At 56.8% G+C, this 22,548-nt stretch carries 34 protein-coding genes and 1 pseudogene; 24 read left to right on the forward strand and 11 right to left on the reverse strand.

What is annotated here, in order from left to right:
* Positions 1-69 precede the first annotated feature (69 nt).
* From KW824_RS05070 to KW824_RS05085, 4 genes are all read left to right on the forward strand, one after another.
* Complete coding sequence (locus KW824_RS05070) at positions 70-567, forward strand: peptidylprolyl isomerase (protein ID WP_218409132.1); 498 nt, start codon at positions 70-72, stop codon at positions 565-567.
* Positions 557-1,270, forward strand: a complete 714-nt coding sequence (locus KW824_RS05075; RefSeq protein ID WP_218409133.1) for a DUF4269 domain-containing protein — start codon at positions 557-559, stop codon at positions 1,268-1,270. The genes KW824_RS05070 and KW824_RS05075 overlap by 11 nt, the downstream gene beginning before the upstream one ends.
* Entirely contained in the window at positions 1,267-1,995 is a 729-nt protein-coding gene (gene lpxH, locus KW824_RS05080; RefSeq protein WP_218409134.1) for a UDP-2,3-diacylglucosamine diphosphatase, read from the forward strand. The genes KW824_RS05075 and lpxH overlap by 4 nt, the downstream gene beginning before the upstream one ends.
* A 120-nt stretch (positions 1,996-2,115) precedes the next feature.
* On the forward strand, positions 2,116-2,364 hold the full coding sequence (locus tag KW824_RS05085; protein WP_042649749.1) for a GlsB/YeaQ/YmgE family stress response membrane protein: 249 nt from the start codon (positions 2,116-2,118) through the stop codon (positions 2,362-2,364).
* Positions 2,365-2,571: 207 nt separating this feature from the next.
* On the opposite strand, the gene KW824_RS05090 is transcribed toward KW824_RS05085, so the two are convergent.
* From KW824_RS05090 to KW824_RS05110, 5 genes are all read right to left on the reverse strand, one after another.
* On the reverse strand, positions 2,572-3,195 hold the full coding sequence (locus KW824_RS05090; protein WP_218409135.1) for a glutathione S-transferase family protein: 624 nt from the start codon (positions 3,193-3,195) through the stop codon (positions 2,572-2,574).
* A 206-nt stretch (positions 3,196-3,401) separates the two neighbouring features.
* Positions 3,402-4,109, reverse strand: a complete 708-nt coding sequence (locus tag KW824_RS05095) for an Ig-like domain-containing protein (protein WP_218409136.1) — start codon at positions 4,107-4,109, stop codon at positions 3,402-3,404.
* Between the two features lie 909 nt (positions 4,110-5,018).
* Positions 5,019-5,375 carry a hypothetical protein gene (locus KW824_RS05100; RefSeq protein ID WP_218409137.1) on the reverse strand — a complete coding sequence of 119 codons (357 nt, stop codon included), beginning with the start codon at positions 5,373-5,375 and terminating at the stop codon, positions 5,019-5,021.
* Positions 5,376-5,402: 27 nt separating this feature from the next.
* Positions 5,403-6,449 (reverse strand): site-specific integrase, encoded by a 1,047-nt coding sequence (locus tag KW824_RS05105; protein ID WP_218409138.1) that lies wholly within the window; start codon positions 6,447-6,449, stop codon positions 5,403-5,405.
* Positions 6,446-6,901, reverse strand: a complete 456-nt coding sequence (locus tag KW824_RS05110; protein WP_218409139.1) for a hypothetical protein — start codon at positions 6,899-6,901, stop codon at positions 6,446-6,448. The genes KW824_RS05105 and KW824_RS05110 overlap by 4 nt, the downstream gene beginning before the upstream one ends.
* Between KW824_RS05110 and KW824_RS05115 the strand changes: the two genes are divergently transcribed.
* Complete coding sequence (locus KW824_RS05115; RefSeq protein ID WP_218409140.1) at positions 6,902-7,144, forward strand: hypothetical protein; 243 nt, start codon at positions 6,902-6,904, stop codon at positions 7,142-7,144.
* A 243-nt stretch (positions 7,145-7,387) separates the two neighbouring features.
* Here KW824_RS05115 and KW824_RS05120 read toward each other — a convergent pair whose 3' ends face one another.
* The 3 genes and pseudogenes from KW824_RS05120 to KW824_RS05130 form a co-directional block, all read right to left on the reverse strand.
* The gene (locus tag KW824_RS05120) at positions 7,388-8,557 is read right to left on the reverse strand and encodes a putative phage abortive infection protein (RefSeq protein WP_218409141.1); all 1,170 of its coding nucleotides are present in this window, start codon (positions 8,555-8,557) and stop codon (positions 7,388-7,390) included.
* Between the two features lie 92 nt (positions 8,558-8,649).
* On the reverse strand, positions 8,650-9,345 hold the full coding sequence (locus tag KW824_RS05125) for a LexA family transcriptional regulator (protein WP_218409602.1): 696 nt from the start codon (positions 9,343-9,345) through the stop codon (positions 8,650-8,652).
* A gap of 51 nt (positions 9,346-9,396) precedes the next feature.
* A pseudogene (locus KW824_RS05130) lies at positions 9,397-9,567 on the reverse strand (helix-turn-helix domain-containing protein); the annotation flags it as partial.
* A gap of 122 nt (positions 9,568-9,689) precedes the next feature.
* On the opposite strand from KW824_RS05130, the gene KW824_RS05135 reads away from it, so the two are divergent.
* From KW824_RS05135 to KW824_RS05165, 7 genes are read left to right on the forward strand one after another with little or no spacing between them, the layout of a single operon-like run.
* Positions 9,690-9,878: a Cro/CI family transcriptional regulator gene (locus KW824_RS05135; RefSeq protein ID WP_218409142.1), complete on the forward strand. Its 189-nt coding sequence runs from the start codon at positions 9,690-9,692 to the stop codon at positions 9,876-9,878.
* 25 nt (positions 9,879-9,903) lie between these two features.
* Positions 9,904-10,173 (forward strand): hypothetical protein, encoded by a 270-nt coding sequence (locus KW824_RS05140; RefSeq protein WP_025327431.1) that lies wholly within the window; start codon positions 9,904-9,906, stop codon positions 10,171-10,173.
* Positions 10,166-10,672 (forward strand): phage regulatory CII family protein, encoded by a 507-nt coding sequence (locus tag KW824_RS05145; RefSeq protein WP_218409143.1) that lies wholly within the window; start codon positions 10,166-10,168, stop codon positions 10,670-10,672. The genes KW824_RS05140 and KW824_RS05145 overlap by 8 nt, the downstream gene beginning before the upstream one ends.
* 8 nt (positions 10,673-10,680) lie before the next feature.
* Positions 10,681-10,905: an ogr/Delta-like zinc finger family protein gene (locus tag KW824_RS05150; RefSeq protein WP_025327433.1), complete on the forward strand. Its 225-nt coding sequence runs from the start codon at positions 10,681-10,683 to the stop codon at positions 10,903-10,905.
* Positions 10,902-11,123 (forward strand): hypothetical protein, encoded by a 222-nt coding sequence (locus KW824_RS05155; protein WP_025327434.1) that lies wholly within the window; start codon positions 10,902-10,904, stop codon positions 11,121-11,123. Before KW824_RS05150 ends, KW824_RS05155 begins: the two co-directional genes overlap by 4 nt.
* A gap of 15 nt (positions 11,124-11,138) precedes the next feature.
* Entirely contained in the window at positions 11,139-11,582 is a 444-nt protein-coding gene (locus KW824_RS05160; protein ID WP_218409144.1) for a hypothetical protein, read from the forward strand.
* Positions 11,583-11,593: 11 nt separating this feature from the next.
* Positions 11,594-11,827 (forward strand): hypothetical protein, encoded by a 234-nt coding sequence (locus tag KW824_RS05165; protein ID WP_218409145.1) that lies wholly within the window; start codon positions 11,594-11,596, stop codon positions 11,825-11,827.
* A 17-nt stretch (positions 11,828-11,844) separates the two neighbouring features.
* Here the strand turns inward: KW824_RS05165 and KW824_RS05170 are convergent, their stop codons facing one another.
* Positions 11,845-12,102, reverse strand: a complete 258-nt coding sequence (locus tag KW824_RS05170) for a hypothetical protein (RefSeq protein WP_218409146.1) — start codon at positions 12,100-12,102, stop codon at positions 11,845-11,847.
* 99 nt (positions 12,103-12,201) lie between these two features.
* Here KW824_RS05170 and KW824_RS05175 point away from each other — a divergent pair, with 99 nt between their 5' ends.
* The 8 genes from KW824_RS05175 to KW824_RS05210 all read left to right on the forward strand — a co-directional run bounded on the left by KW824_RS05175 (position 12,202) and on the right by KW824_RS05210 (position 16,926).
* The gene (locus tag KW824_RS05175) at positions 12,202-12,390 is read left to right on the forward strand and encodes a hypothetical protein (RefSeq protein ID WP_218409147.1); all 189 of its coding nucleotides are present in this window, start codon (positions 12,202-12,204) and stop codon (positions 12,388-12,390) included.
* Positions 12,383-12,700, forward strand: coding sequence for a hypothetical protein (locus tag KW824_RS05180; protein ID WP_218409148.1), 318 nt, complete (start codon positions 12,383-12,385; stop codon positions 12,698-12,700). The genes KW824_RS05175 and KW824_RS05180 overlap by 8 nt, the downstream gene beginning before the upstream one ends.
* Entirely contained in the window at positions 12,697-12,903 is a 207-nt protein-coding gene (locus KW824_RS05185) for a hypothetical protein (protein WP_139736260.1), read from the forward strand. The genes KW824_RS05180 and KW824_RS05185 overlap by 4 nt, the downstream gene beginning before the upstream one ends.
* 68 nt (positions 12,904-12,971) lie before the next feature.
* Entirely contained in the window at positions 12,972-13,340 is a 369-nt protein-coding gene (locus tag KW824_RS05190; RefSeq protein ID WP_371316592.1) for a hypothetical protein, read from the forward strand.
* Positions 13,331-15,730, forward strand: a complete 2,400-nt coding sequence (locus tag KW824_RS05195) for a replication endonuclease (protein WP_371316593.1) — start codon at positions 13,331-13,333, stop codon at positions 15,728-15,730. Before KW824_RS05190 ends, KW824_RS05195 begins: the two co-directional genes overlap by 10 nt.
* Positions 15,720-16,058: a hypothetical protein gene (locus KW824_RS05200; protein WP_218409149.1), complete on the forward strand. Its 339-nt coding sequence runs from the start codon at positions 15,720-15,722 to the stop codon at positions 16,056-16,058. The genes KW824_RS05195 and KW824_RS05200 overlap by 11 nt, the downstream gene beginning before the upstream one ends.
* Positions 16,059-16,167: 109 nt before the next feature.
* Positions 16,168-16,578 carry a hypothetical protein gene (locus tag KW824_RS05205; RefSeq protein WP_218409150.1) on the forward strand — a complete coding sequence of 137 codons (411 nt, stop codon included), beginning with the start codon at positions 16,168-16,170 and terminating at the stop codon, positions 16,576-16,578.
* Positions 16,579-16,587: 9 nt separating this feature from the next.
* Entirely contained in the window at positions 16,588-16,926 is a 339-nt protein-coding gene (locus KW824_RS05210) for a hypothetical protein (RefSeq protein ID WP_218409151.1), read from the forward strand.
* Between the two features lie 15 nt (positions 16,927-16,941).
* Here KW824_RS05210 and umuC read toward each other — a convergent pair whose 3' ends face one another.
* Both umuC and umuD read right to left on the reverse strand, forming a co-directional pair.
* Entirely contained in the window at positions 16,942-18,219 is a 1,278-nt protein-coding gene (gene umuC / locus KW824_RS05215; protein ID WP_218409152.1) for a translesion error-prone DNA polymerase V subunit UmuC, read from the reverse strand.
* Positions 18,216-18,638, reverse strand: a complete 423-nt coding sequence (gene umuD / locus KW824_RS05220) for a translesion error-prone DNA polymerase V autoproteolytic subunit (protein WP_060389713.1) — start codon at positions 18,636-18,638, stop codon at positions 18,216-18,218. The genes umuC and umuD overlap by 4 nt, the downstream gene beginning before the upstream one ends.
* A 238-nt stretch (positions 18,639-18,876) precedes the next feature.
* On the opposite strand from umuD, the gene KW824_RS05225 reads away from it, so the two are divergent.
* From KW824_RS05225 to KW824_RS05240, 4 genes are all read left to right on the forward strand, one after another.
* The gene (locus tag KW824_RS05225) at positions 18,877-19,536 is read left to right on the forward strand and encodes a DUF4145 domain-containing protein (protein ID WP_218409153.1); all 660 of its coding nucleotides are present in this window, start codon (positions 18,877-18,879) and stop codon (positions 19,534-19,536) included.
* 159 nt (positions 19,537-19,695) lie between these two features.
* Positions 19,696-19,929, forward strand: a complete 234-nt coding sequence (locus KW824_RS21205; RefSeq protein ID WP_371316608.1) for an ash family protein — start codon at positions 19,696-19,698, stop codon at positions 19,927-19,929.
* Between the two features lie 31 nt (positions 19,930-19,960).
* Positions 19,961-20,584: a P22AR C-terminal domain-containing protein gene (locus KW824_RS05235; RefSeq protein ID WP_218409155.1), complete on the forward strand. Its 624-nt coding sequence runs from the start codon at positions 19,961-19,963 to the stop codon at positions 20,582-20,584.
* A 182-nt stretch (positions 20,585-20,766) separates the two neighbouring features.
* The gene (locus KW824_RS05240; protein WP_218409156.1) at positions 20,767-22,455 is read left to right on the forward strand and encodes a tetratricopeptide repeat protein; all 1,689 of its coding nucleotides are present in this window, start codon (positions 20,767-20,769) and stop codon (positions 22,453-22,455) included.
* Positions 22,456-22,548: the final 93 nt, after the last annotated feature.

Below are 22,548 nucleotides of genomic sequence, written 5' to 3' on the forward strand. Positions count from 1 at the left end.
TTTAGGCCATAGCCCATGCAACAGCCGCGAGCCGGCTTCGTGCTCGCGCAACATTTGAAAGGACATATCATGGTTACTCTGCACACCAACCACGGCGACATCACCCTGACCCTGAACGCGGAAAAAGCCCCCGAGACCGTGGCCAACTTCCTGCAATACTGCCGTGACGGTCACTACGACAACACCATCTTCCACCGCGTCATCGACGGCTTCATGATCCAGGGCGGCGGCTATGCTCCTGGCTTTGAAGAGAAAGAGACCCGCGCCTCCATCAAGAACGAGGCGGCCAACGGCCTGTCCAACAAGATTGGCACCATCGCCATGGCCCGCACCAGCGAGCCGCACTCCGCCAGCGCCCAGTTCTTCATCAACGTGAACAACAACGACTTCCTGGACTTCAAGTCCGCCACCACCCAGGGCTTCGGCTACTGCGTGTTCGGTGAAGTCACCGCCGGCATGGACGTGGTCAACAAGATCAAGGGCGTCAAGACCGGCAACTCAGGCCGCATGCATCAGGACGTACCGGTTGAAGACGTCGTCATCACCAAGGTCACCCTTGCTGACTGATTGTTTTCTACTGCGTAGCGATGAAACTGCGGCCCCGGCCGCAGTTTTTCCATCTGCGCAGGCCAGCCCTGCCAACTGGCGCCGCCTCGACTATCTGGCCCGGGGCAATCCCCGCCAGCGCTCCGCCCACGCCCTGCTAAGCAGTGGTGTGTGGGATACGCTGGGGCGCCTGTGCCAGGACGTGGCCCTGGTGAGCACGGTCGCCATCGGGCTCGACCTGCCCGGCAGCGATCTCGACATCCTCTGCCAGCACCCGGACCCCGCGCGCCTCGCCGCCCTCTTGCGTGAACAGGGCTGGGCGGTCAGGGGCAAGGGGAACCAGGTGTGGCTGATGGAGCAGACCCTGACCGGCCCGGACCAGGCGCGCTGGCCGGTGGAGCTCTATGTCACCCCGGCCCGGCTTGAGACGCTCAACGGCTGGCGTCACCTCAGCCTGATGGCCGCCCTGCTGGGGCACTTTGGCCACGACTTCCATCAGGCCGTGCTGCGCCTTCGCCTCGGGGCAGGACTCAAAGGAGAGGCCGCCATCTGTCGTCTGCTTGGGCTTTGCGGCGATCCTTACGCCGCGCTGCTGACCCTGGAGGGGCGCAACCTTGCAACGCTCCACTGGCAGACCCCATCCCAGTGCGACTCACCCACGCCGGCAGGCTCCCCTGCCCCTCTTTGCCCGGATCCCATCAAGAGCACTCATCCCACATCATGAGCACCCTTTTTATCAGTGACCTTCACCTGTGCGCCCAGCGGCCCGACATGACAGCCGCACTGGTGCGCTTTCTCGAGCGCGATGCCCCCAAGGCCGATGCCCTCTATGTGCTGGGTGATCTGTTCGAATTCTGGATTGGCGACGACGATCCCAACCCGCTCCACCACCAGGTGGCCGAGGCCTTCCTGGCCCTGAGCCGGCAGAACGTGCCTATCTACTTCATTCACGGCAACCGCGACTTCCTGCTGGGCAAGGCCTTTGCCAAGCGGGCGGGCATGACGCTGCTCGGCGACCCCTGCGTCATCGATCTCTACGGGGAGCGGGTGCTGCTGAGCCACGGGGACCTGCTCTGCACCCTGGATCTCGGCTATCAGAAGTTTCGCCGCATCACCCAGCAGAAATGGCTGCGCTGGCTCTTCCTGCGCCTGCCCCTCAGCCGCCGCCAGGCCATCGCCTGCAAGATGCGGGGCCAGAGCCAGATGGAGAATGCCGGCAAGCCCCAGACCATCATGGACGTGACCCCGGCGGCGGTCGATGCCCTGCTGCGCCAACACGGCTGCCACCTGATGATCCACGGCCACACCCACAGGCCCGCCGTCCATGACTTCATGCTGGACGGCAAGCCGGCGCGGCGCATCGTGCTGGGGGACTGGTTCGAGCAGGGATCGGTGCTGAGCTGCACCCCGCAGGGCCAGCGGCTCGAGAGCAGTCCCCTCCCCGAGTGACACCTTGCCAGCGAAGATAAGGGGTGCCCTTATAACTACTTACGCCCCCCTCTTTGGGCAGGAGGCAACACTGAACCCTGCATATACTCTGTGTCTGTGCACACACATGAGGACGAGATGATGGGATTTCTGACCTGGGTGGTATTGGGATTGATCGTCGGCATCCTGGCCAAGTGGATCATGCCTGGCAAGGATGGGGGCGGTTTCTTCATGACGGTGATCCTGGGGGTCGTCGGCGCCATGGTGGGGGGCTATGTCGGCACCCTGCTCGGCATGGGAACGGTGACCGGCTTCAACCTGCCGAGCATCCTCATCGCCACCGTCGGTGCCTTGATCGTGCTGTTTGTCTACAACAAGATCCGCAGCTGACCTGCCTCCCGACACACCCCGTGTACGCCCCTCGCGGGCCAGGATCCGAAACCCCGTGTTTCGGATTTTTTATGGGCGAGCCGCGCCTTTCGCCACGACGCCCGCTAACAGGGCAAGTCGCCCAGCCCAGGGCCCGGGGTTCTGGCGCGAGGCGCTGACCTGTCGAGGTTGGCAGGTGCGACACTGCGGCCGATCTTGCGCTGCCGCTTATGGCATTCCGTTATTGCCATACAGACAGAAGCCGGGGCGCTCGCTCAAGCGCGCGTAGTAATCGCTCACCGCCGCGAGTGACGGGCGCTCGAAGGGCGTATGAAACCAGCGATTCACCGACAGGCCGACGGGAATGTCCGCCAATGAGAAGCGGCTCCCGGCCACATAGCCGCCGGTGGCCTCGAGCTGTCTGTCCAGGATCTGCATGTATCTGGACCACTCGGCACAACTCGCCGCAATCGCCTGACTGTCCTGATGGGCGGGGGAGAGCCTCACCAGCGACATGAAGGCGTAGCTCCAGGCACGATTCAAGTCCGATGCCTGCCAATCGATCCACTGATCGACCATCGCCCTCGCCCGCGCCTCGGCGGGATAGAGCGAGCCGTCACCATAGCGCGTCGTCAGATATCGGATGATGCTGTTGGATTCCCACAGGGTGAAGTCTCCATCCCGGATGACCGGCACCATGGCGTTCGGGTTCAACGCCAGAAACTCGGCGCTCTGAGTGGACTGGAAACCACTCCCCCACTCCTCCCGCTCGAAAGGAAGATCCAGCTCGGCGCAGGTCCACAACACCTTGCGCACATTGATTGACGACGCCTTGCCCAAGATCCGTAACATCGCTTCACCCTCCCGTGGAAAAGATCGAGCTTCCATGAAGCACACCGTACCGGTCAAGGGAGAAAGCGACAGCCGTGGCACCCTTGGTACAGGCGGGGCCCGGTAACGCGAGGTGACACAGGGAGGATGAGGGAAAAGAGTGGCAGAGCCGGCGCCCTGCCGTCATGGTCACACTGGTAGGCGATTACCCGTTACCACAACGCCAGTCACGGGGTCACGGTCAAGTCTGCGGTGGCAGAGAAGTTCTGCCCATTGAGCATCCCGCTCGCGCTGACAGTGGTGGCCCCCGCGCCGACGGCGGTCGCGACCCCTTTACTGCCGATCGTGTTGCTGACGGTGGCGACGGCCTCATCACTGCTGCTCCAGCTCAGGGCCGGGTTGTAGGTCAGATCGATGATGCTGCCATCGGAGAGCGTCGCCTTGGCGGCAAAGACGGTCATGACTATCGGTTGTGATGCCGAGGGCGGCATGCTGGTGGCGATCGCCGGGGTAAGGGTCAGATCGGAGACAACGGCATCTGTCACCTCCAGTTTGGCGCTTGCCTCAAAGACCCTGCCATTCCCGGTCCCTGTGGCCTTGATGCTGGCTATCCCGGCCCCCACGGCAGTGGCACGCCCCGTCTCGTCGACGGTGGCAATGCTGGCATCACTGCTGCTCCAGTTCACGGTCACATCGGCTGCGGCCTCCGCGGTCGAGCCATCGCTCAGGGTGACCTGGGCAATCAGTTGTTGTTGTAATCCTGCCGGGATACGGCTCTCCGAGGGGGTGACTTGCAGGCTGGTGATCTGTGCTGTGTCTGTTCCATTACCTCCGCCGCTCCCACTGGGCACGGGCACCATGGTTTCGGTATCACAGCCACCTAAAAACAGCGTCCACGTGCTGAGGAGCACGTATTTCATCTTGAGCACACTCATAATGGATTCCTTCAGGTTTGTGTTCGTTCAATTTTCGTCCCCGTCTGGTCTGGCTTTGTTGAAGTTCAATCGAGAGGTTCCTTGGTGATAAAGCGCCAAGCGTACGACAGCTTCCGCCGCTGCGCGCGCAAGGGATGGCGCAAAAAATGAGGCTATCCGGACATAACGACCCCGCTCCACAATCGGTTGCTGATGCCCTCCTAGCCAACCGAATCCCCCCCTTTTCCAGTGAAATCGTGGCCCAGCCACGGCAGTTGCATGCTATCAATTTGATTCGGTGGGAGCAGGCGGGATCGAGACAGCGGCAAGAGCCATAGGCAGTGGCAAGCAGGCACAGCCTCGAATAAGGCTCCATTCCTCATGCCAAGTTCGCAGCCGACGTCTAAGTATTTTTTCTTCTATCCAACCATCTCTTCCGACGATATTGCATTGGATAGCCCCAGATGGGGCGAAGATGAGATGAGGGTGCCACCGGCTCGAGGATGACGGCGGGATCACGCGGTCGTGTCCGCCACAGGGCTAGCCCGATGAGCAGAGGCCCGGACCGTTAATCCAGATGGTAAACCGCCCATCGACTCGACATTGACCCTTGGCTACGACTGGATTACGGGAGCTACAGGGAGTAAAGCTGGCATACCTGCCGAAATAAGGTTGTGTGGACCAAGTGTGGGCATTGACGCAAAAACAAAAAGGCCACTATCGCTAGTGGCCTTCGTAAGTCTTTGATTTTAATGGTGCCCGAGGCCGGAATCGAACCGGCACGACGCGAACGTCGAGGGATTTTAAATCTGATATGCCCCCTTGTGAAAACAGTCACTTACATAAAAATCAACGAGTTATAAAACCAATGATGGTCAAAAACGACCACCCATTAAAAAATATGTCGCCACTCTGTCGCCACTTTTATCCCTACTCAGCCAGCAGCGCTGACAGCCTGCTCCACTCTTTCGCAAACTGCCGCCTCAGATAAAACTGCCTGAGCCTGATGGACAGTTTCTTGGCAAACCCGGCCTTGGCCTCTCTTGCCAGCAAGCTCTGGATCTCTGCCCAAAGTGAGTCACGTTCAAAACCGGTCCAGATCGGCGGCACGGGTGCCAGGGTGTTGGTGTAACAGACCGGCGCCACCCATTCGAACAAGACTTGCTCCACATGAGTAACAGGAAAAGCCCTCGCCACCCTGGCGATGTACTCGTAGTCGACCTCGTTATCGACGAAGAGGTCCGATAGCGCTTCGCACAGATCGATGTCTGACAATGGCTGTTCCACTCTCAAGCTCCACAGGGCCAAGTGGCTTCAATTTACACCACAGACAGCCAACGGGTTCAACCTCACCGCATCTTCCAGATGGTCGGGGGCGAAATGGGCGTAGCGCATGGTCATGGCGATGGTGGAGTGGCCGAGGATCTTCTGCAGCACCAAGATGTTGCCGCCGTTCATCATAAAGTGGCTGGCGAAGGTGTGGCGCAGAACGTGGGTATTCTGTCCGGGTGGCAGCTCCAGCCCAGCCCGTTCGACCACCATTTCGAAGGCGCGGTAGCAGTCACCAAACAGGCGGCCCCGCTTTCTCGGCAACTGGGCATAGAGCTCGGGGCTGATGGGCACGCTGCGGCTCTTCTTGCTCTTGGTGCGGGTGAAGGTAATGCGATTGGGGGATATCTGGGACTGGGTCAGCTCTTCCACCTCAGACCAGCGGGCGCCGGTAGCGAGGCATAGCTTCACCACCATTAGCAGGTCGGGGTTTGGGCTCTCGGCGCAGGCGACCAGCAGGCGCTTGAGTTCGTCAGGGTAGAGAAAGGCCAACTCGGCCTCGGCCACCTTGTAGGCCCGCAGCCCATCGAGTGGGTTTTCCCCCAGCCACTCCCCTAGCCTTTTCAGCTCGTTAAAGACCGCTCGCAGGTAGGCATGTTCGCGATTGACCGTGTTGGGGGTGACGCCCTGCTTCTCCTGGTTGATGGCGCGCCGGTCGGTGATATCGCCCGATAGCCTTGCTTCACGATATGCGGCAAAGTCGCGGGCGGAGAAATTGACCGCCAACGGATCCCCGAGGGCATGGCACACCGTCAGCAGCTTGGACTTGCGGGCCTCACCATCACGCAGGCTCTGACCATGGCGACCAAACCAGAGTTCGACCAGATCAGAGAGATGCCGGCCATCGGTGGGTGCCCCCTGCCCTTCCAGCCAGGGTTTACCCTTGTCCGGGTCCAGCATAAAGCGCTCGAATGCCAATGCCTCACCCTTGGTAGCGAACCGCTTGCGCTTGCGGGGGCCTTCTCGACCTTGGGGATAGACTTCGGCAAGCCAGGGCTTGGGTTTGCCGTCATCGAGTTTGCGAACGGTCATGAGAGCAAACCCACTCCCAATCCTATTATCTGACCCAACACCGAACGGCCGACCTCCCGTGAATCCGACTTGACGGCCTCGACCAATCGCTCACCCAAGCTCCCTTGGAGGCTATCGGGGGTGGCCTTGAGCACCTCCAGCCCTTTGGCAGTCAACACAGCATTGTTGATACCGTCATACGCAACTGGTGTGCCATGGAGATATCCAGCATCAACCAGCCATCTCAGGCTGTCGAACGCAAATTCTTTGCGCTTAAAATAGGGATCTTTGAGGTATGGGTCTTCATCGAACAGAAGCCCTTCTGCCTCGGGTGAAAGGCCGTCAATGTGCTCGCCATCTTCGGTGACGATGAATTTGCTGGAGGCCAGAGATTGGCGCACCGGAAACCGGCTATACAGGTCAGCCAGAGCCAGCACCACGATGGTATCGAATCGTTCAATATTGGAGACCATATGAATCCTTCATTAAAAGAGGCATTTGCCGATCATCAGCGCAGGTACGAACTGACCGACATCATGAAATGGCACATCGTGTCGCAACTCAATGGCTCCGTAGACGCCGTGCGCGCCCGTGCCTTTTGGCGCACCCATCTGCCAAACCTCGCCGAAGCAGAAGGGACCGAACAACTGGCAGAAGCGCTCGCATCGGCACTGGAAGAGGTGCGTAGCAAGCTCGCCTCCTCCATTGTTGGCTGATGCTCTCACTGGTTCCCAATGGCTTGCCAAACAAGCTGAAACCACGCCCCCACTCGGAACCTCTGCAGTTAATCTGCACCATCAGGAAGATTTCACCAGCCAACACCTCACATTTGTGGCGAAGCGCTTGCGGTGCTGCGGACTGCCACGGCCACGGCCACGGCCACGGCCACTGAGGTGAATATCGGCAAGCCATAATAGCAACTTACCGTCATATAGTTCAGACTGGTCACAATGTTACACCTATCCCACCAAATATCTCTTAGTAGGTGACTCAAAAATAAACTCTTCTTGATAAGTTTGATTAGGTATACCTGCTAGGGATGTGTTTTCAACTAATTCTGGGCCCGCGAACTCAATCCATATAATTTTATTTCTCTTGAGCCCACAAAGAATATTGTTGTTAATCTCACCTTTTGCCGTAAAACAGGTAACCTCATCGGTGATATCGAATGGCACTGCATCACCGTCAATATAAGCAACAATCCTTCTCCCACCCAACCAGTGTTCTTCCACTTTGCAGTACGAATTGAGGTATGATTTGAATTTATACTTTTCTGCCCATCCGAATACAGATACATCATATCCAAGCATATCTCTCCAATAGATATAAAATTCTTTAGGGTAAAACTCAAAGAATTCATATCTTTCAAGAAGACATTTCAAGCCACTATCTCCCCACCGACTAAGCCCATGATAAAAAAGGAGATACAATTCATACTTGGATGTTTGGGCGATAATTAAATCAACATATTTTTTCTTGACGACAGCGTCATAACTAGACTCGTCGATAAGCTTCAGCGTTTGATATAACCCTTGAAAATATGACCCTAATTTATCTTCATTACCTTCAAAGAAATCAAGATATACATCGCTTGGTGTAATAAGCTTATCCCTATTCATAGGTCTATTTGACATCTGTTCAAATTTCAAATTCAATTCGTTATAAAATAATAAAAACACTTGCCTTCCTGTAGTGACTTCAATAATAGTTTTGGTTTGATTGTTTTTGAAGTCATACTGATTACGTCTATTTTCTATTGTCAGAGACTGTATTAACTCATTATTAAAGGACATTAACTGAAAAAGCGAGTTTTCGAATGACTGCTTATCAAGCATTTCAGTTTGTTTTTTAAATTGGTCACCCTGATTTTTCATTTCCTCTCTTGTTGCACTCAGTTCTGCTGACTGAAATAGTATTGATATAAAAAGAGCAGCAAACGCCACACCAGAAAAAAGAGTATTAAGGCTACCATAGACATCACCAAACCTACCAGCATTCTCAGGTAAATCCGCCTTATCCTTAATATCTGAAAAACTAATATCAAAAAATATTTTCGTGTAATTAAACCAAATAACAACAATAACTGAAATCAAAATAACAAATAATAACCAAATGGTACTTTTTTTCATTTAATTATAATTCCATTCAACAATTATTATTAACGAAAACCTAGTCTTTGAATGAATCAGGCTACGAATAGGAAACAGGGCGCACCAGCGCCCTATCGTTTTCTGAAAATCCGGTGTTCTACCATGACGCCGATGATTTCGATGTGCTGCCGGTCGGAGTGCATGGTGGGGAAATCGTCATTGAGGGGCACCAGTTCGAAGACCTCTTGCCCGCTCTCGTCGATGCCGCGGGGTCGGTACTTCTTGAAGGTGGCCTCTTCGCTGCCGTTCTTGGCGACGACATAGTCGCCCGGGCGTGGTTGTTCATCGGGGTCGATGATGACCAGGTCCCCTTCGTTGAAGATCGGGGTCATGGAATTGCCGCGCAGCCAGAGACCAAAGCCACAGGGCCCGATATCGACGCTGGATGTCACATATTCGACATTGCCATCGAAGGTGGTGGCCTGCTCACACACTTCCCGCCAGTTTCCGGCCTGAACATAACTTATGATCGGAATTCTGTTTCCATGTGGTATTGGAACAGGCTCAATGCTGGGGTATTCAAAATGCAGCCCCTCAAGATTTTCCTGTCGTTCCTGTTTAGGTAAAGAGCCAACCCCATGAAGCAGCCAGTGTTCATCAACACCAAGAGCAGCCATCAAATGAGATAGCCTTTCATCACTAGGTACAACTTCCCCCCTCTCCCACTTGCTTATCAAGCCATGGCTTACACCAAGTGTGTCAGCAAGTTGGGATGGTTCGAGGCCAAGCTGTGCCCGTTTAGCTTTAATCCGCTCCCCAACCTGCATCGCATACAAGGAAGTCGGTGGCTTTATTGCTCCCGTCAACAGCCAATCTACGGACACACCCAAAACATCCGCTAAATCATTGAGATAGCGACCTTTAGGCTGATTTAGACCTGACTCCCACTTTCCAACAGAAACATCACTCACACCAATCGCTTTAGCGAGTGCCGTCTTAGAAAGACCTAGGGCAGTTCTTCTGCTGAGTATTCGATCTGAAATGTTCATTGGCCTAGCTTAACCTTGGGAATCCGAACTTAAGCTAACTTATGAAGCAAATTTAAGTTTGCTTATGACTCAAACCTAGGTTAGGATTTTTACAAATCCGAACTTATGGTCGAGGCGTAACAGTGAAAAAAGCAGATGCGATTAGCTACTTCAACTCAGCTGCTGCATTGGCAAAGGCGTTGAAGATCTCAGAGGCCGCAATTTCTCAGTGGGGCCAAAACGTTCCCCAAGGCCGTGCCTACCAAATCGAAGTGCTGACCGGCGGCAAGTTGAAAGCCGATCAGCCCCACGCCGCGCAAGGCCGCGCGTAACTCACACCGCAGGAGGCAACCATCCATGATCATCGCCCCCATCCATATCGATACCCCGGTTTGCACGGTCGAGAGCTTCTCCGAGCGCACGGGCCTGACCCAGCGCACGGTGGAGAACTACGTGCGGGCCGGGCGCATTCCCATCATGCCCAAGCAGGGCCGCGCTGAAAAAGTGCTGATCAATCTGGTGCTTTACACCCAGCAGGCGATGAATCAGCCGGGTCTGGAGCCTGTTCCTGCCCCTGTGCGTCGTCCCAAAGTGTCGCGCAAGCAGAAGGATGAACACCATGTTTGAACAGGCAGGCAGCAAACACCCGCACTTCGACTCCGCCTGCTCGCGCTTTGCCGCCAGCCATTCCCTGGCCGAGGTGGCCCGCGCGGCTGGCATCAACGTTCAGATGCTGCGCAACAAGCTCAACCCCGAGCAATCCCATCAGTTGACCGCCCGGGATCTGGTGGCCCTCTTCCACGCCACCGGCGACGAAACCCTGCTCGACGGGTTGCTGTTTGAGTGCGGGCTGACGGCGATTGCCATCCCCGAACGAGAGAAAGCCCCCAGCCTGGCCCATCAGGTGATCGACACCACGGCCAAGGTGGCCGGGCTCGGCGCACAGGCGCTGACGGTGGTGGAGAGCGGCCGCGTGACCAAGGGGCAACGCAATGCGTTGGTCGGTGCGGCGACGGCGGCCATGGGCAACCTCGCCATTCTGATCACCGAGATCGAGCACAAATACCAAGCCATCCCCTCTCTGTCTTGTGCGCTGGATATCGCGCGCATGGCGGCCGGGGCTTAGGAGATTTCATGAGACTGATATGCCCCCACTGCGGATCCCGCGCCAGTACGCGCACCTCCACCCGGATGAGCCCGCTGTGCGGGATTGCCACTTACCAGTGCAGCAATGTGGAGTGCGGCCACACCTTCAAGGCGGGGTTCGAGATCATCGCGACCATCAGCCCCAGCGCCATGCCCAACCCGGCCATTGTGCTGCCCATGGTCCCCCGCAGGGTGAAGGCGGTGGCCCAATGAGCAGACTTCGCGCCGAACAAGCGGGGCTGATCCCGCTGCCGTTTTTGCTGTTCACCCGCGCCACTGTCGTTGCCAGCGGCGACGAGCCGGTGATGCGCAACACCACCCGTTTTGATGGCAGTTATCTGGAAGACAGCCAGGGCCGCCGTGGCGCGCTGCGCTTCCAGCCGTGCCGCCAATCTCGCCCACGCTGGCTGACCAGGCTGCTGCAGGCATAACCGGAGGGCCACCCCATGAACACCGCACAGGTAATCGGGTTCACTCAACAACCCAGCGCCGCAGACCGGGCGCTGGCAGAGATGCGTGCTCAATTCGGCCGCAATGGGGCGGCCAGCCGCTGGTCACGCCTGCCGACCCGGGCCCGCGCCGTTATCTGTTACGCCGCCGGGTTATCGACCACGTCGGCCGGGCGCGAACTGGGCCAGTTCGATTTTGACCAGCAAGAGGCGATCCGCCTCGCCCTGGGGGAGCTGCTGGCGACCCTGCGGGAATTCGACGGGTCTGTGCTGCACCGCCGGGAGTGGCACCGTACCACCCGCCGCAGCGAGGGGCCGACCCACAGCGAGCAGGAGCAGGCAGAACACGAGAACAAACGCCGGGCCGAGCTCAACGAGCAGGCCGGGATATTGGAAAGCCGCAGAGCGGTTTTGCAGAAGGTGGCCGGAAACGGCCAATAAGGAGACAAACCATGCACAACATCCAGCAATCAACCATCAGTGACATCGCCAGCCGTTTCGAGAAAGCCGTGATTAGTACGCCGAGCAGTGAACGGGAAGTGCAAGCAAAAGAGCTGGCGGCAGAGGCAAACAAACAGGCCAGAGCGGCAGGCGTTGAGATGGACTTCGGCCTCTACATCCCCAAAGCACTGGCGGCCATTGAACGGCATGAAGGGATGAGAGGGGCAAAACAAAGCGGCCTCTGAGGCCGCTTGAGGGAGGGCTATTTGAGCACGACAAAATGACCATCTCGCCCTGTGCCCTGGTACTTGTCTCGCAATCCCAGCCCACCCAGGAACTGGTCGATGGCGACAAAACTGCCCAACCCGTAGGCCTTGATGGTGCAGTAAATCTGGCCGGATTCATTTTCAACGACCAGCGGGTAATCAGGGCCATCATCGACATCTTTCTTTACGAATTGAGCCAGTTGTTCGTGAAAAGCAGGTTTCGCAGCTTCGGGATGGTACTTGATGTCGAACATCACTCTCTCCTTGGAATGTATTGAAAACCTAAAGAAAAACCCCGCTTTAACGGTGTTACAGCACCAGCGGGGTTTCCATCAGCAACTGAGGTAACTGATATGCGCAATGTAGCGATTCCGAACGCACTACGCAATGTGAAGGAGTGCCATTGGTATCTGACCAGACTGGCACGACGCCGCAATATGACTCGCTCCGACGACATTGCGGCACAGCACCACGCCGCCAATGCACATGCCTGGCGCTCGCTCTGGCTGAACCTGAACACCAAAGGGGGCCGGCATGCGTGATGACCTGTTCGAACTGGAGCCGCCGGTCGACGAACTGGGTGGCGCCGAATCTGGCCCCGCCCATATGCAGCCGCCAGCACCGGTCAGCTCACTGACCAAGCACTGGGAAGCAGTGCAGGAGGAGTTCAACACCTCGGGCAGTGATGCCCGCCGAAACCGCAACATCGCCCAGGAGCTGCTGGCCCTGGGCGCCATCCGCGCCGTGTATTGGCTGGCTCTGGGTGGCGGTGAAGTCGCGCTGGCCACAGAGATCGCCGAGTGGTGGGCCGAGTGGGAGCCACTCCACGGACTGGGGGAGACCATCAAATGATCCACGACTTCTGGCTCGATGCCATGTTGAGCGACGCCGCGCGCCGCCGGGAATACCAACTCGAGTTGCTGGATGCCCGTCGCCGTCCCTGCCGCCCCCACCGATATATCAAAACCCTGCTGGTCATGGTGCGTGCGGCCCGCCGCTGCGAGCACCAATCTGCCGCCCGTCTGCGCCAGTCATACAACGGAGGCGCCATCTAATGACACACCAAAAACCAGCCGGGCTTGCCCCGGCTTTGGGCGTCGTGCGCCCTGCAAACAGCAATATCGTGACGCTTGAGCCCTGCACCAAGTGCCGCCAGATGGCGGTTTGCCTGCCGGTAGCAGGCCGACACGGTCGCCGCTCTTACCCCTACTGCGTCGAAACCTGCTGGCCGCTGGCCCGCGCCGCCAGTGAAACCGTGGTAAAGGCTGCCCCCGCGGATCGCCCTTCGATGCGTTGCAGTTGCTGCGGCGAGTTCAGCCATGTGCGCCCCGTCATCCTGGCCGGCAACCAGCTCACCAGCCTGTTTTTCTGCGAGGCCGCCTGCTGGTCTGATCGGCTCGCCACCCTGGACATGGTACCGACCTGCACCCAGTGCGGCCGCTACCTACAACCCAACGAGTATGTGAACGGCAAGTGCGGGGTGTGCAAGTGATCGACGCCATCACCAACCTGCACGGCATCCAGCTGCCACAGCACTATTTGGTCGGGCACCATGCCATCAATATGGCTGGGGCTGCCGAGCAACTGGCCCGCATCGAGTGGCATGTCGCAAAACCGCTGGCCGCGACCTTCCTGCGCCGCTACCCGGCCAATCCCAAGACCGCCAACATCTGGCTGCGCCGCATGGTCGACGCCTGCGCCGCCGCCCAGAGCCGGTTCCCGGTACCGGTGATCGACCTGCGCAACGATGTGCGCCGCGAGCTGGTTGCCGCCGAGTGGGCCCGTCGCTGCCAACAATTGCTGGCGGCGGTGGGCCATGAGCGCACCGCCGCCGAGCTGCTGGCCGATATTGGGGCCCAGGCCAAGGCGTGGCGCTTCTGCCCTCCCCTACCAATTCACCCGCGCACCAAGGTGGAGCGCCTGCTGGGCCGCCCCCTCAGCCAAGAAGAGCGGGACGATCTGGCTGGCGAGGTGGACAAGTTCGAAGGCGCCGCCGCCAGCTTGCTGGTGCGCCTGCTCGACGAGTCGTGGTGGCTGCGAAAGATAAACCGCGCCTGGGCCATCTATTGCGAGCTGATCGCCATCCTCACCGGCCAGGTGCGCAAAGGGGTCAGCCCCTACGCCAGCGCCCACGCGGTACGTGAGTTCACCCAGCGCAAGGCAGCACAACAGGCATGGATGGCAGGCATGAGCGCCGTCAACGAGGAGCTGGGACAAGAGATCGACTTGGCTGACGCCATCATGGCGTCGGTCGCCAATCCGGCGATCCGTCGGCATGAGCTGATGGTGCGCATGCGGGGCTTTGAAGACATGGCGCAGGAGCAGGGCAAGCTTGGCCTGTTCCTGACCCTGACCGCCCCCTCCAGCTATCACGCCTGGCGCCAGGGCAGCAAAGACAAGACGAAGACCTACCAAAACGAGAAGTTCAACGGCGCCTGCCCGACCGACACCAACCGCCTGTTGTGCAAACAGTGGGCCCGTTTTCGCGCCGCCTTGGCCCGTGAGGGGATCATGGCCTTCGGTTTTCGGGTGGTGGAACCGCACCACGACGGCACCCCGCACTGGCACTGCCTGCTGTTTATCAACCCCGAGCATCAGCGCGACTTTCTGACTCTGCTCGCCTATCACTTCACCGACACTGAACGGGCCGAGCTCAAGATGCCCAACGGCGACCAGCTCGACGCGCTGGCCGAGCTGAAAATCCGCAACAAGATCCCGCGCATCAAGTGGCTGCTCGATGTGAACAGCCCGGCGGTGGTCAAGGCCATCAACCCACGGGTTAACTGGAAGGAGATCGACCCGACCAAGGGCAGCGCCACCGGCTACATCGCCAAGTACATCGCCAAGAACATCGACGGCCACAAGGTCGGGATGGACTACGAGGCCGAGGCACCGGTCGACCATACCACCATCGCAGTCGCGGCCTGGGCGAGCTGCTGGCGCATCCGACAGTTTCAGCAGATCGGCGGCCCAGCCGTGAGCGTATGGCGCGAACTGCGCCGCCTGGGTGACGAGGTGATCGAGTGGGATTGCATCCTCGAAGCCGCCCGCACCGCCGCCGACAACAACCGCTGGGGCGACTTTATCGACGCCATGGGCGGCATTGACCTGCCCCGCAAGCAACACCTGATCCGCCTCTCCAAGCGCCTTGATGAAGCCGCCAACAAGTATGGCGAGGATGTGCTGCGCCTGATGGGGGTGATCACCGACATCGGCATGACCACCGCCGTCACCCGCACCGAGGGCTGGCAGATAGTGCGCAAGGGTGTCACCGGGTCGGGTTTGGGCGAGCAGCGCGAGCATGCAGTGGGCGAGCGCAGCGAGTTGACCTCAGGCGGCGGCAGCCGCCCCCCTCGGAGTTCTGTCAATAACTGTACGAAAGGATCCAAATCGGGGGTGAAAGGATCCGCTCTGGCTAAAGAGCTGGCCCGAATGGGGCTTGATGAGAGTAACGCCGCCCTGCTGTTGCACGGCAGCATCATCCACGCCGACGGCCAATATGTGCGACTGGTCGGCGATCGGCTGATTGTGAGCCGCAACTCGCCGGGTTCAGCCAGTGTGTTGGGTTATGGTCGCAAGGGAATGCTCACCCCGGTGGAGGCCGAGATAGAGAAAAAGCTGGCTGATACAGAAGCGCTGCGCCAAGAACAGCTCAGAATGCGAGTGCGTAGTGCGGTACTGACCCGAGGGAGTCTGGCATTCGGGAACGATTTGTCGGATGCTGACTTCGAGATCGCCTTTGATGAACTACGTAAATCAATCGACTGGGTAATGGATGCCGCCATATATCCCCCATCGCCAGAAGAAGTCCGGGAGTTCCTGCCCAGTATGAAGCCACATATCAAGGCGCTAACTATGGAGGGAAGAGCAGATGATCGATAAGCAAACAGCCTACACACCCCAGCTACATGGCAGCGAAGCCATCGAGAAGCGCTGCAGGCTCATCCTGGAGCGGCATTGGCCTCAACATGAGATTGATACCTGGCTTAACATGCTCACCCCTGGTGAGCGTGCCTATGCGGCGGTTCTGCTCCAAAGACAGCATCACCAAACCTCACCGGGTGCCCATCACTCCCCTGTGGTTCCCTATGATGAGTTCAGTGCGTTGACTCTCTGGATTGATGAGCCCCCGATGAGCCAAGGTAATCTGAGCGATGCGGAGTTCAAACGCGCCATCTGGCAAAAAGTGGACGAAGACAAATGGTGGTGAAATTTCGGACATTCCATGCCAAACCTAACCATTCAGGGAGTGGCTAAAATATTACGGGCATGGCTGAATATAGTGACTTTACCTGCATTAACCACCATTGGATATTTCAATGTTTCGCTCAATTTCTTATGTTTACTATTTAGTAATTCTTTTGCCGATCTCACTCTTTATCGTCGTTCAGCTTCTGCCAGAGTACCTTGACCAGCAAGATTTTGGCCCATGTCTGACTACACTTGATAACTCACCATTCTATCGTGTCGAAACCGCAGAGCAGTGTGGCGCCATTTTCACCACACCTGGTTTGGTGGCAAAAGAACGCCCTGACAGCTACGACGTCTGGCTTGTTCCAGTTCAAACAACGATCGATCAGACTACGTTAAAAAACATTTACGATGTGGTCAGCCTACAAGCCCCTCATGCCTTGAAAGGCGCTCCGTCATTTGAAACGTGGTGGGCCTCTATCCCAGTGGGACCGTATAAGAAGACCTCATCAACACTGCTCCGCTACATCTTTCAGTAGGGAGATCTCATGCTGGGACGCCTACAAAACCTTCTTGCTTCACTAGTCATGGAGCCTGGGGTGTTGAAGTGCTTGGGGGGTCTGCTGATGATGCTCTCTCTCTTTGCTCTATTGCTGGGAGCCAGAGAGCTCAAGCTTCAGCAACTTATCGAAAACCTTTTTAACAGACTCCTGACCATCACGGATGGCAAAGCGGTAATCCCCACTCCACCTGGGCTGTTTGACCAGTGGCCCATCATCCAGGCCATGATCCCGGAGACCTTCATTGGGTTCCTCACTTGGGCCAGCTTTTTTGCCGCCGGATGGATGATGGTGGATTTTGGCAAGCAGATCGAACGGATGTACTGACTCCCTCCGCCGTCATCACTTCACCACCGGCAGCTCGCCGAGCGCGGTGGTATAGCGGGGGCTTAACTGCTCCCGCTTCATCATCCACTCCCGGGTGTCGCGGCCGCGGGCCGCAAAGTAGACCTTCCCCAACCGCCCCTGGTTGATCTTGTCGATGACCTGCATCAGCGCATCGCTGCGCGGGGATGGCTGCTGTGCGGCGAACAGGTCGCCCTGCTGCATGTTGGCGGGGGTGAAGTCGGCCAGCATGACGCCCCCTTTTTGGTATCGCTGCTCGTCGCGCCAGATCCGGGGGAGGAGTTCCGGGATCAGGGCCAGCAGCGCCCGGGTGTCATGGGTGGGCATGGCCAGCTTGGTGCTCACCTGGTTGCCGTAATAAGGCTCCCGGTCGCTGAACGGGCTGGTGCGAATGAACAGGGTCACGTGCCGGCAGCACATCCCCTCCCCCCGCAGCTTCTCGGCGGCCCGCTCCATGTAGCCCGCCAGCGCCTGATGCATTGGGCCGATCTGGGTGATGCGCTCGCCGAAGGAGCGCGAGCAGATGATCTGCTGCTTGGCCTGGGCCTCTTGCTCCAGCTCGGCGCAGGGGATCCCCCGTAGCTCCTGCACGGTACGCTCCACAACTACGCCATAGCGGCGCCGCAGTGCCTTGGGATCGGCTGCGACCAGGTCGGCCACCGTCTTGATGCCCTGGGCCTCCAGCTTGGCGGTGAGCCGCCTGCCAATGCCCCATATCTCGTCCACCGGGGTGATCGCCATCAGCCGGGCGCGCCGCGCTTCATCCCGCAGATCCACCACCCCACCGGTGGCTGGCCACTTCTTGGCGGCATAGTTGGCGAGCTTGGCGAGCGTCTTGGTGGGGCCGATGCCGACCCCCACGGTCAGCCCCGTCCACTGCTGCACCCGCTCGCGGATCTGGCGGCCATAGGCCACCAGGTCGCCCGCCCAAGACTCGCTCAGCTCGATAAAGGCCTCGTCGATGCTGTAGACCTCCACCGCCGGGGCCATCCCCTCCAGAATGGTCATCACCCGGTTCGACATGTCGCCATAGAGGGCGTAGTTGCTGGAAAACCAGACCCCGCCCATGGCCTCGAAGAATTGGCGGATCTGGAAATAGGGAATCCCCATCTTGATGCCGAGGGCCTTGGCCTCCGCCGAACGGGCCACCACGCAGCCATCGTTGTTGGAGAGCACCACGATGGGCCGCCCCTTCAAGTCGGGGCGAAACAACCGCTCGCAACTGGCGTAGAAGTTGTTCACGTCGACCAGGGCAACGGCGCAGCGCTTGTTCATGGGCTATCCACCTGGTGCACGACAAAGGCCACCACCCCGAAGATTTCCAGCTCCTGCCCATCGTTGAAATGGATGGGGCGATAGGCCCGGTTGCCAGGGAGCAAGGCGACTGTGGGCTCAAGCTGCAGTTTCTTCACCGTGAACTCGCCATCCACCGCGGCGACCACCACGCTGCCGTGACGCGCCTTGCGACTACGGTCGACGACCAGCAGGTCGCCATCGCGGATCCCGTGGTCGACCATGCTGTCACCGGCCGCCCGCACAAAGTAGGTGGCCGCCGGGTGCGCCACGCACAGCTGGTTAAGATCGATGGTCTGCTCGGTGTAGTCCTGCGCCGGCGACGGAAAGCCGCAGGCCACCGGGGAGAGGAACAGGGGCAGCTCCAACAAGGGAGCATCGGGAGTGGGTTGAGCAAACATGCTGGCAATCTCGAAAACACTGTATGGATAACCAGTATAGCAAGGCGGTAAAAACGGATCATCGTTCGGCGTTTGGCTCCGCCCTTTGTGATGCAAGAGAGCCAACGTGCTGTGGATCAAATTGTATGGGGAGCCGTGTGGACAATATTGTTACGCTCCCAGATTATCAGCTGCAAATAGCGCGCCGAGACGATAAGTCTGAGGAACTACAGCCTAAGCAATACCACAAGAGAGCAACATGAAAAATCAACACTATCCTCCGACCTATAGAGCAGAAAAGTTCCATTGCCCATATTGTGGTGTCTATTCCCATCAAAAGTGGATGGCGATGACATTCAACCATATGAGTGCGGTACGGCAGACAGAAGAACGCGAACCAGAATTTATGGGAGCATGCTGCGAGCATTGCGAGCAACATTCAGTCTGGAGTAATAAGAGGCTAGTTTTTCCATATGCGAGTCAAGCAGAGCCAATGCATCAAGACCTACCTGAAGAGTGCCGAGCTGAGTATGAAGAAGCGAGGGATATCGTTGGACGTTCCCCCCGGGGTGCGGCAGCCTTGCTTCGTTTGTGCCTGCAAAAGTTGATGCCCCATCTCGGGGAACAAGGCAAAAACATCAATGAGGATATCAAGTCGCTCGTGGCTAAGGGTCTCTCACCGGTGGTCCAGAAGGCATTAGATTTTTGCCGTGTAGTTGGTAATAACGCTGTGCATCCAGGAGAACTGACCATAGAGGACACCCCTGAGATAGCTCAACAACTGTTCAAGATGATCAACTTTATCGTTGAGGACCGCATCACAAGGCCGAAGGAGGTTCAGGCGCTGTATGATCAACTCCCCAAAAATTCGAAAGATGGAATCGCCAAACGTGACGCAGCCAAGCAACCTGATCGATAAGGGCGCTCAGTGAGCCCTGTGTATGTTTCCTGCCGAAATTAACGTCCCCTTCCTTGTGTAGAACCGGTACCCTGCCAGCGGTGTTGTGCTGCTGGGCGGGGTGATTGTGGCTTATCCCGCCTAATTGGGGCTGATTGGGGGTTGATTGGTGTCGCGCTGTTGCGCGATACTGCGCGGGCAACGGCAAAATCCGTTGCCGGGATTGGAACCCCGTCAAACTCAAAGCGCACAACACGCGCCATGCGTGTTTTTTTGTGCGGCCCAGTTGTACCCGCAATTTCAGTTATGGCGGGCTGGGCAGGGCAGCCTCACGGCTGGCCGGTCTCTTTGGGTCCCGGTAGTTCCAACCCTGTTCAGCTCGTCACCAGTCAGAGATTGGAACCTCTTTGGTGACGTTGACTTTGTTGACCCAAAGGAACGCATCATGAACAGCATCCGCTTCCATGACACCCAGTTCACCGTTATCCCCCATCACGGCCAACCCTGGCTGACCGCAACCCAGATCGCCCAAGCCCTTGGCTATGCCAGCGATGATGCCGTCAGTCGCATCTACCGCCGTAATGCAGACGAATTTACCCCTTGCATGACCGGGACGGTCAATTTGACCGTCCCGGGAAATCCCATGCCGATCCCGGTGCGGATTTTCTCCCTGCGCGGCGCCCATCTGATCGCCATGTTCTCCCGCACTGCACTCGCCAAAGAGTTTCGCCGCTGGGTGCTCGATGTGCTGGACCGGGAGACCGCCGCCCATCCGCAGCCCCTCACCGTGCTGACCGACGACGAACTGCACTCGCTCGCCTGGCTCTGGCGCGCCGCCGATTACATGATGGGGGCCGCCCGTCGCATCTATCCCCTGCTCGATGTCGCCGAACACCGCGAGGCCGGCACCTACTACTCCATCATCCACGAATACCCGATGACCCTGGCCGCCGCCCAGCGCATCCTGGCCGACAAGACCCGCCATGTGCAGCCCGCTACCCACAGCGACCGCGACTGGAACAGGTTGATCCCCCACCTGCACCGCCATCCGCTGGCAAAAAATTGGTAAATGTGAACCCGGTCGGTGAAATTCTTGGGGGGCCTTGGCCCCCCTTCAATCGACAATTTTTAGGGCTTAAGGCAAGATATCCATACTTCAAATAAGTGCATCATTTTCAGTACGTTGCGGAAACATCAACATGTGAAAATCGGTGTGGGTTGGCATAACGACAAGAGCATGGGTAAACACAAATGGAACAATCTGGACTACCAGAAGAAATCACTACACTGATAAAGAAAGCCGAAACAGGTGATGCCAAAGCCCAGCTCTTTCTTGGCATGAAATATTTAAATGGCCAAGGAATTGACCAAGACGATAATAACGCTGCCACTTGGATTCAAAAATCTGCCGAGCAAGGCGATGTAAGTGCTCAAAACAATTTTGGGTGGATGTACGAACATGGCAGAGGTGTAGAGAAAGACTACAACAAAGCCTTCCATTGGTATCGCCAAGCTGCCGAGAAAGGAAATGCAAACGCCCAATATAATGTAGGCGTGTCATACCGTAATGGCAGAGGAATAAAGCAAAGCGACGAGGATGCTGTCTATTGGTATATCAAATCCGCAGAGCAAGGATATGCTCCTGCTCAATTTAACTTGGGGTACATGTACGACTATGGTTTAGGTGTAACACAAAGTGATAGCATGGCTTTCGATTGGTATAGTCGTGCCGCGTCAAATGGGGTCCCTAAAGCAAAGTGTTCTTTGGGGTGCATGTACCAAAATGGTCAGGGTGTAGAACCAAACTATGACATAGCTATTAATTGGTATCGGCAGGCTAGTAAAGAAGGAGACGCACAAGCCAGATTCAATTTAGGGCTTATGTATATGAATGGAACTGGCGTAACAAGGAGTTATTTAAAAGCACAAGCCATGTTTCGTAAAGCCACAGAAAACTCCCCATCTCGACTCCGATTTAAAGCTATTGAACTCCAGGATCAGGCAAAACGATATGCTTCATCACCTAAAATAACCGAAATAAGAAATAAAATACTGACTGAATTAAAAGTCAAACCAACACTAACCATGACACATTACACCTCTCTTATCGTTGGCAATGCCTTACTACTAGAAGAAAGCCCTCTACGATTGGGACATATCAATGCTCTCAATGATCCCAACGAAGGAAAATTACTATGGCGTTATCTTGGCCACACGCCAACTGAAGGAAAACCCGTTTTTGTAGGTTGTTTTCTACCAGAAGATGACAGCCTTAACATGTGGCGATTTTACAGCAAAAATCATCGAAATGATGACGCCTGCGGCTGCGCTATAACATTTGAAACGGATACCTTTTTTAACTATAGCCTATTGCCATTGCAACCATCAGACGCACCAAATTCTGAAGACAAATCTGCATTTCCCAATACAGGAAGATCACCGCAAGAGAGTACGGCCTTCTATCAAATTATCTATATAAATGATAGCATGAAGGTCAATTCTGGCGATAATAAAAAAGCACTTGACAGACTATTGTCAGAACTAAAGTCCGCAGTAAGCAAATATATGAAGACCTCATCAAACGATAATAAGCACCAAAAGCTATCGTGGCTATTGGGACCATTGCCTTATCTGATTAAACATACCGATTATGAGGCAGAAAAAGAACATCGAATTATTGTCACCCATCTAGAGTACGGTGCCAAAGAAATTCAGTCTCTGAAGCCTGACTTTGAAAATGGTACTCCACCTAGGCTATATCTGGAACTGCACCGGCCCAACCACCTTGTCCCAGTCAAACATGTGACACTGGGCCCTAAGTCACCTCATCAGGAGATGATGGCTCCCTACTGGCATCATCAGCTTGCCAGCAAGTTTGCTGATCAGCTCAAAGCCAAGCCGGATTTTTATATCAAAGCCTCCAGGTGCGCTTATCAGTGAGTGGGAAGAGCAAGGGGGTGGAGTGACCACACCAGAACGGAAGTGAATGGATCTGACGGAAAGTGAAGGATCGCAAAATGGATCCGACTTGCC

It is taken from the genome of Aeromonas sp. sif0611 (genome assembly GCF_019218845.1).
Lineage (GTDB): Bacteria > Pseudomonadota > Gammaproteobacteria > Enterobacterales > Aeromonadaceae > Aeromonas > Aeromonas media.

What these genes read in the sequence shown, in the direction of transcription:
- KW824_RS05200 (WP_218409149.1), top strand. Translation starts at nt 15,720, where the DNA reads ATGATCGATAAGCAAACAGCCTACACACCCCAGCTACATGGCAGCGAA.
- KW824_RS05175 (WP_218409147.1), top strand. Translation starts at nt 12,202, where the DNA reads ATGCGCAATGTAGCGATTCCGAACGCACTACGCAATGTGAAGGAGTGC.
- KW824_RS05095 (WP_218409136.1), bottom strand. Translation starts at nt 4,109, where the DNA reads ATGAGTGTGCTCAAGATGAAATACGTGCTCCTCAGCACGTGGACGCTG.
- KW824_RS05160 (WP_218409144.1), top strand. Translation starts at nt 11,139, where the DNA reads ATGAACACCGCACAGGTAATCGGGTTCACTCAACAACCCAGCGCCGCA.
- KW824_RS05085 (WP_042649749.1), top strand. Translation starts at nt 2,116, where the DNA reads ATGGGATTTCTGACCTGGGTGGTATTGGGATTGATCGTCGGCATCCTG.
- KW824_RS05105 (WP_218409138.1), bottom strand. Translation starts at nt 6,449, where the DNA reads ATGACCGTTCGCAAACTCGATGACGGCAAACCCAAGCCCTGGCTTGCC.
- KW824_RS05185 (WP_139736260.1), top strand. Translation starts at nt 12,697, where the DNA reads ATGATCCACGACTTCTGGCTCGATGCCATGTTGAGCGACGCCGCGCGC.
- lpxH (WP_218409134.1), top strand. Translation starts at nt 1,267, where the DNA reads ATGAGCACCCTTTTTATCAGTGACCTTCACCTGTGCGCCCAGCGGCCC.
- KW824_RS05090 (WP_218409135.1), bottom strand. Translation starts at nt 3,195, where the DNA reads ATGTTACGGATCTTGGGCAAGGCGTCGTCAATCAATGTGCGCAAGGTG.
- KW824_RS05170 (WP_218409146.1), bottom strand. Translation starts at nt 12,102, where the DNA reads ATGTTCGACATCAAGTACCATCCCGAAGCTGCGAAACCTGCTTTTCAC.
- KW824_RS05110 (WP_218409139.1), bottom strand. Translation starts at nt 6,901, where the DNA reads ATGGTCTCCAATATTGAACGATTCGATACCATCGTGGTGCTGGCTCTG.
- KW824_RS05235 (WP_218409155.1), top strand. Translation starts at nt 19,961, where the DNA reads ATGAACAGCATCCGCTTCCATGACACCCAGTTCACCGTTATCCCCCAT.
- KW824_RS05120 (WP_218409141.1), bottom strand. Translation starts at nt 8,557, where the DNA reads ATGAAAAAAAGTACCATTTGGTTATTATTTGTTATTTTGATTTCAGTT.
- KW824_RS05225 (WP_218409153.1), top strand. Translation starts at nt 18,877, where the DNA reads ATGAAAAATCAACACTATCCTCCGACCTATAGAGCAGAAAAGTTCCAT.
- KW824_RS05210 (WP_218409151.1), top strand. Translation starts at nt 16,588, where the DNA reads ATGCTGGGACGCCTACAAAACCTTCTTGCTTCACTAGTCATGGAGCCT.
- KW824_RS05155 (WP_025327434.1), top strand. Translation starts at nt 10,902, where the DNA reads ATGAGCAGACTTCGCGCCGAACAAGCGGGGCTGATCCCGCTGCCGTTT.
- KW824_RS05145 (WP_218409143.1), top strand. Translation starts at nt 10,166, where the DNA reads ATGTTTGAACAGGCAGGCAGCAAACACCCGCACTTCGACTCCGCCTGC.
- KW824_RS05205 (WP_218409150.1), top strand. Translation starts at nt 16,168, where the DNA reads ATGTTTCGCTCAATTTCTTATGTTTACTATTTAGTAATTCTTTTGCCG.
- KW824_RS05125 (WP_218409602.1), bottom strand. Translation starts at nt 9,345, where the DNA reads ATGCAGGTTGGGGAGCGGATTAAAGCTAAACGGGCACAGCTTGGCCTC.
- KW824_RS05165 (WP_218409145.1), top strand. Translation starts at nt 11,594, where the DNA reads ATGCACAACATCCAGCAATCAACCATCAGTGACATCGCCAGCCGTTTC.
- KW824_RS05180 (WP_218409148.1), top strand. Translation starts at nt 12,383, where the DNA reads ATGCGTGATGACCTGTTCGAACTGGAGCCGCCGGTCGACGAACTGGGT.
- KW824_RS05115 (WP_218409140.1), top strand. Translation starts at nt 6,902, where the DNA reads ATGAATCCTTCATTAAAAGAGGCATTTGCCGATCATCAGCGCAGGTAC.
- umuC (WP_218409152.1), bottom strand. Translation starts at nt 18,219, where the DNA reads ATGAACAAGCGCTGCGCCGTTGCCCTGGTCGACGTGAACAACTTCTAC.
- umuD (WP_060389713.1), bottom strand. Translation starts at nt 18,638, where the DNA reads ATGTTTGCTCAACCCACTCCCGATGCTCCCTTGTTGGAGCTGCCCCTG.
- KW824_RS05140 (WP_025327431.1), top strand. Translation starts at nt 9,904, where the DNA reads ATGATCATCGCCCCCATCCATATCGATACCCCGGTTTGCACGGTCGAG.
- KW824_RS05150 (WP_025327433.1), top strand. Translation starts at nt 10,681, where the DNA reads ATGAGACTGATATGCCCCCACTGCGGATCCCGCGCCAGTACGCGCACC.
- KW824_RS05240 (WP_218409156.1), top strand. Translation starts at nt 20,767, where the DNA reads ATGGAACAATCTGGACTACCAGAAGAAATCACTACACTGATAAAGAAA.
- KW824_RS05070 (WP_218409132.1), top strand. Translation starts at nt 70, where the DNA reads ATGGTTACTCTGCACACCAACCACGGCGACATCACCCTGACCCTGAAC.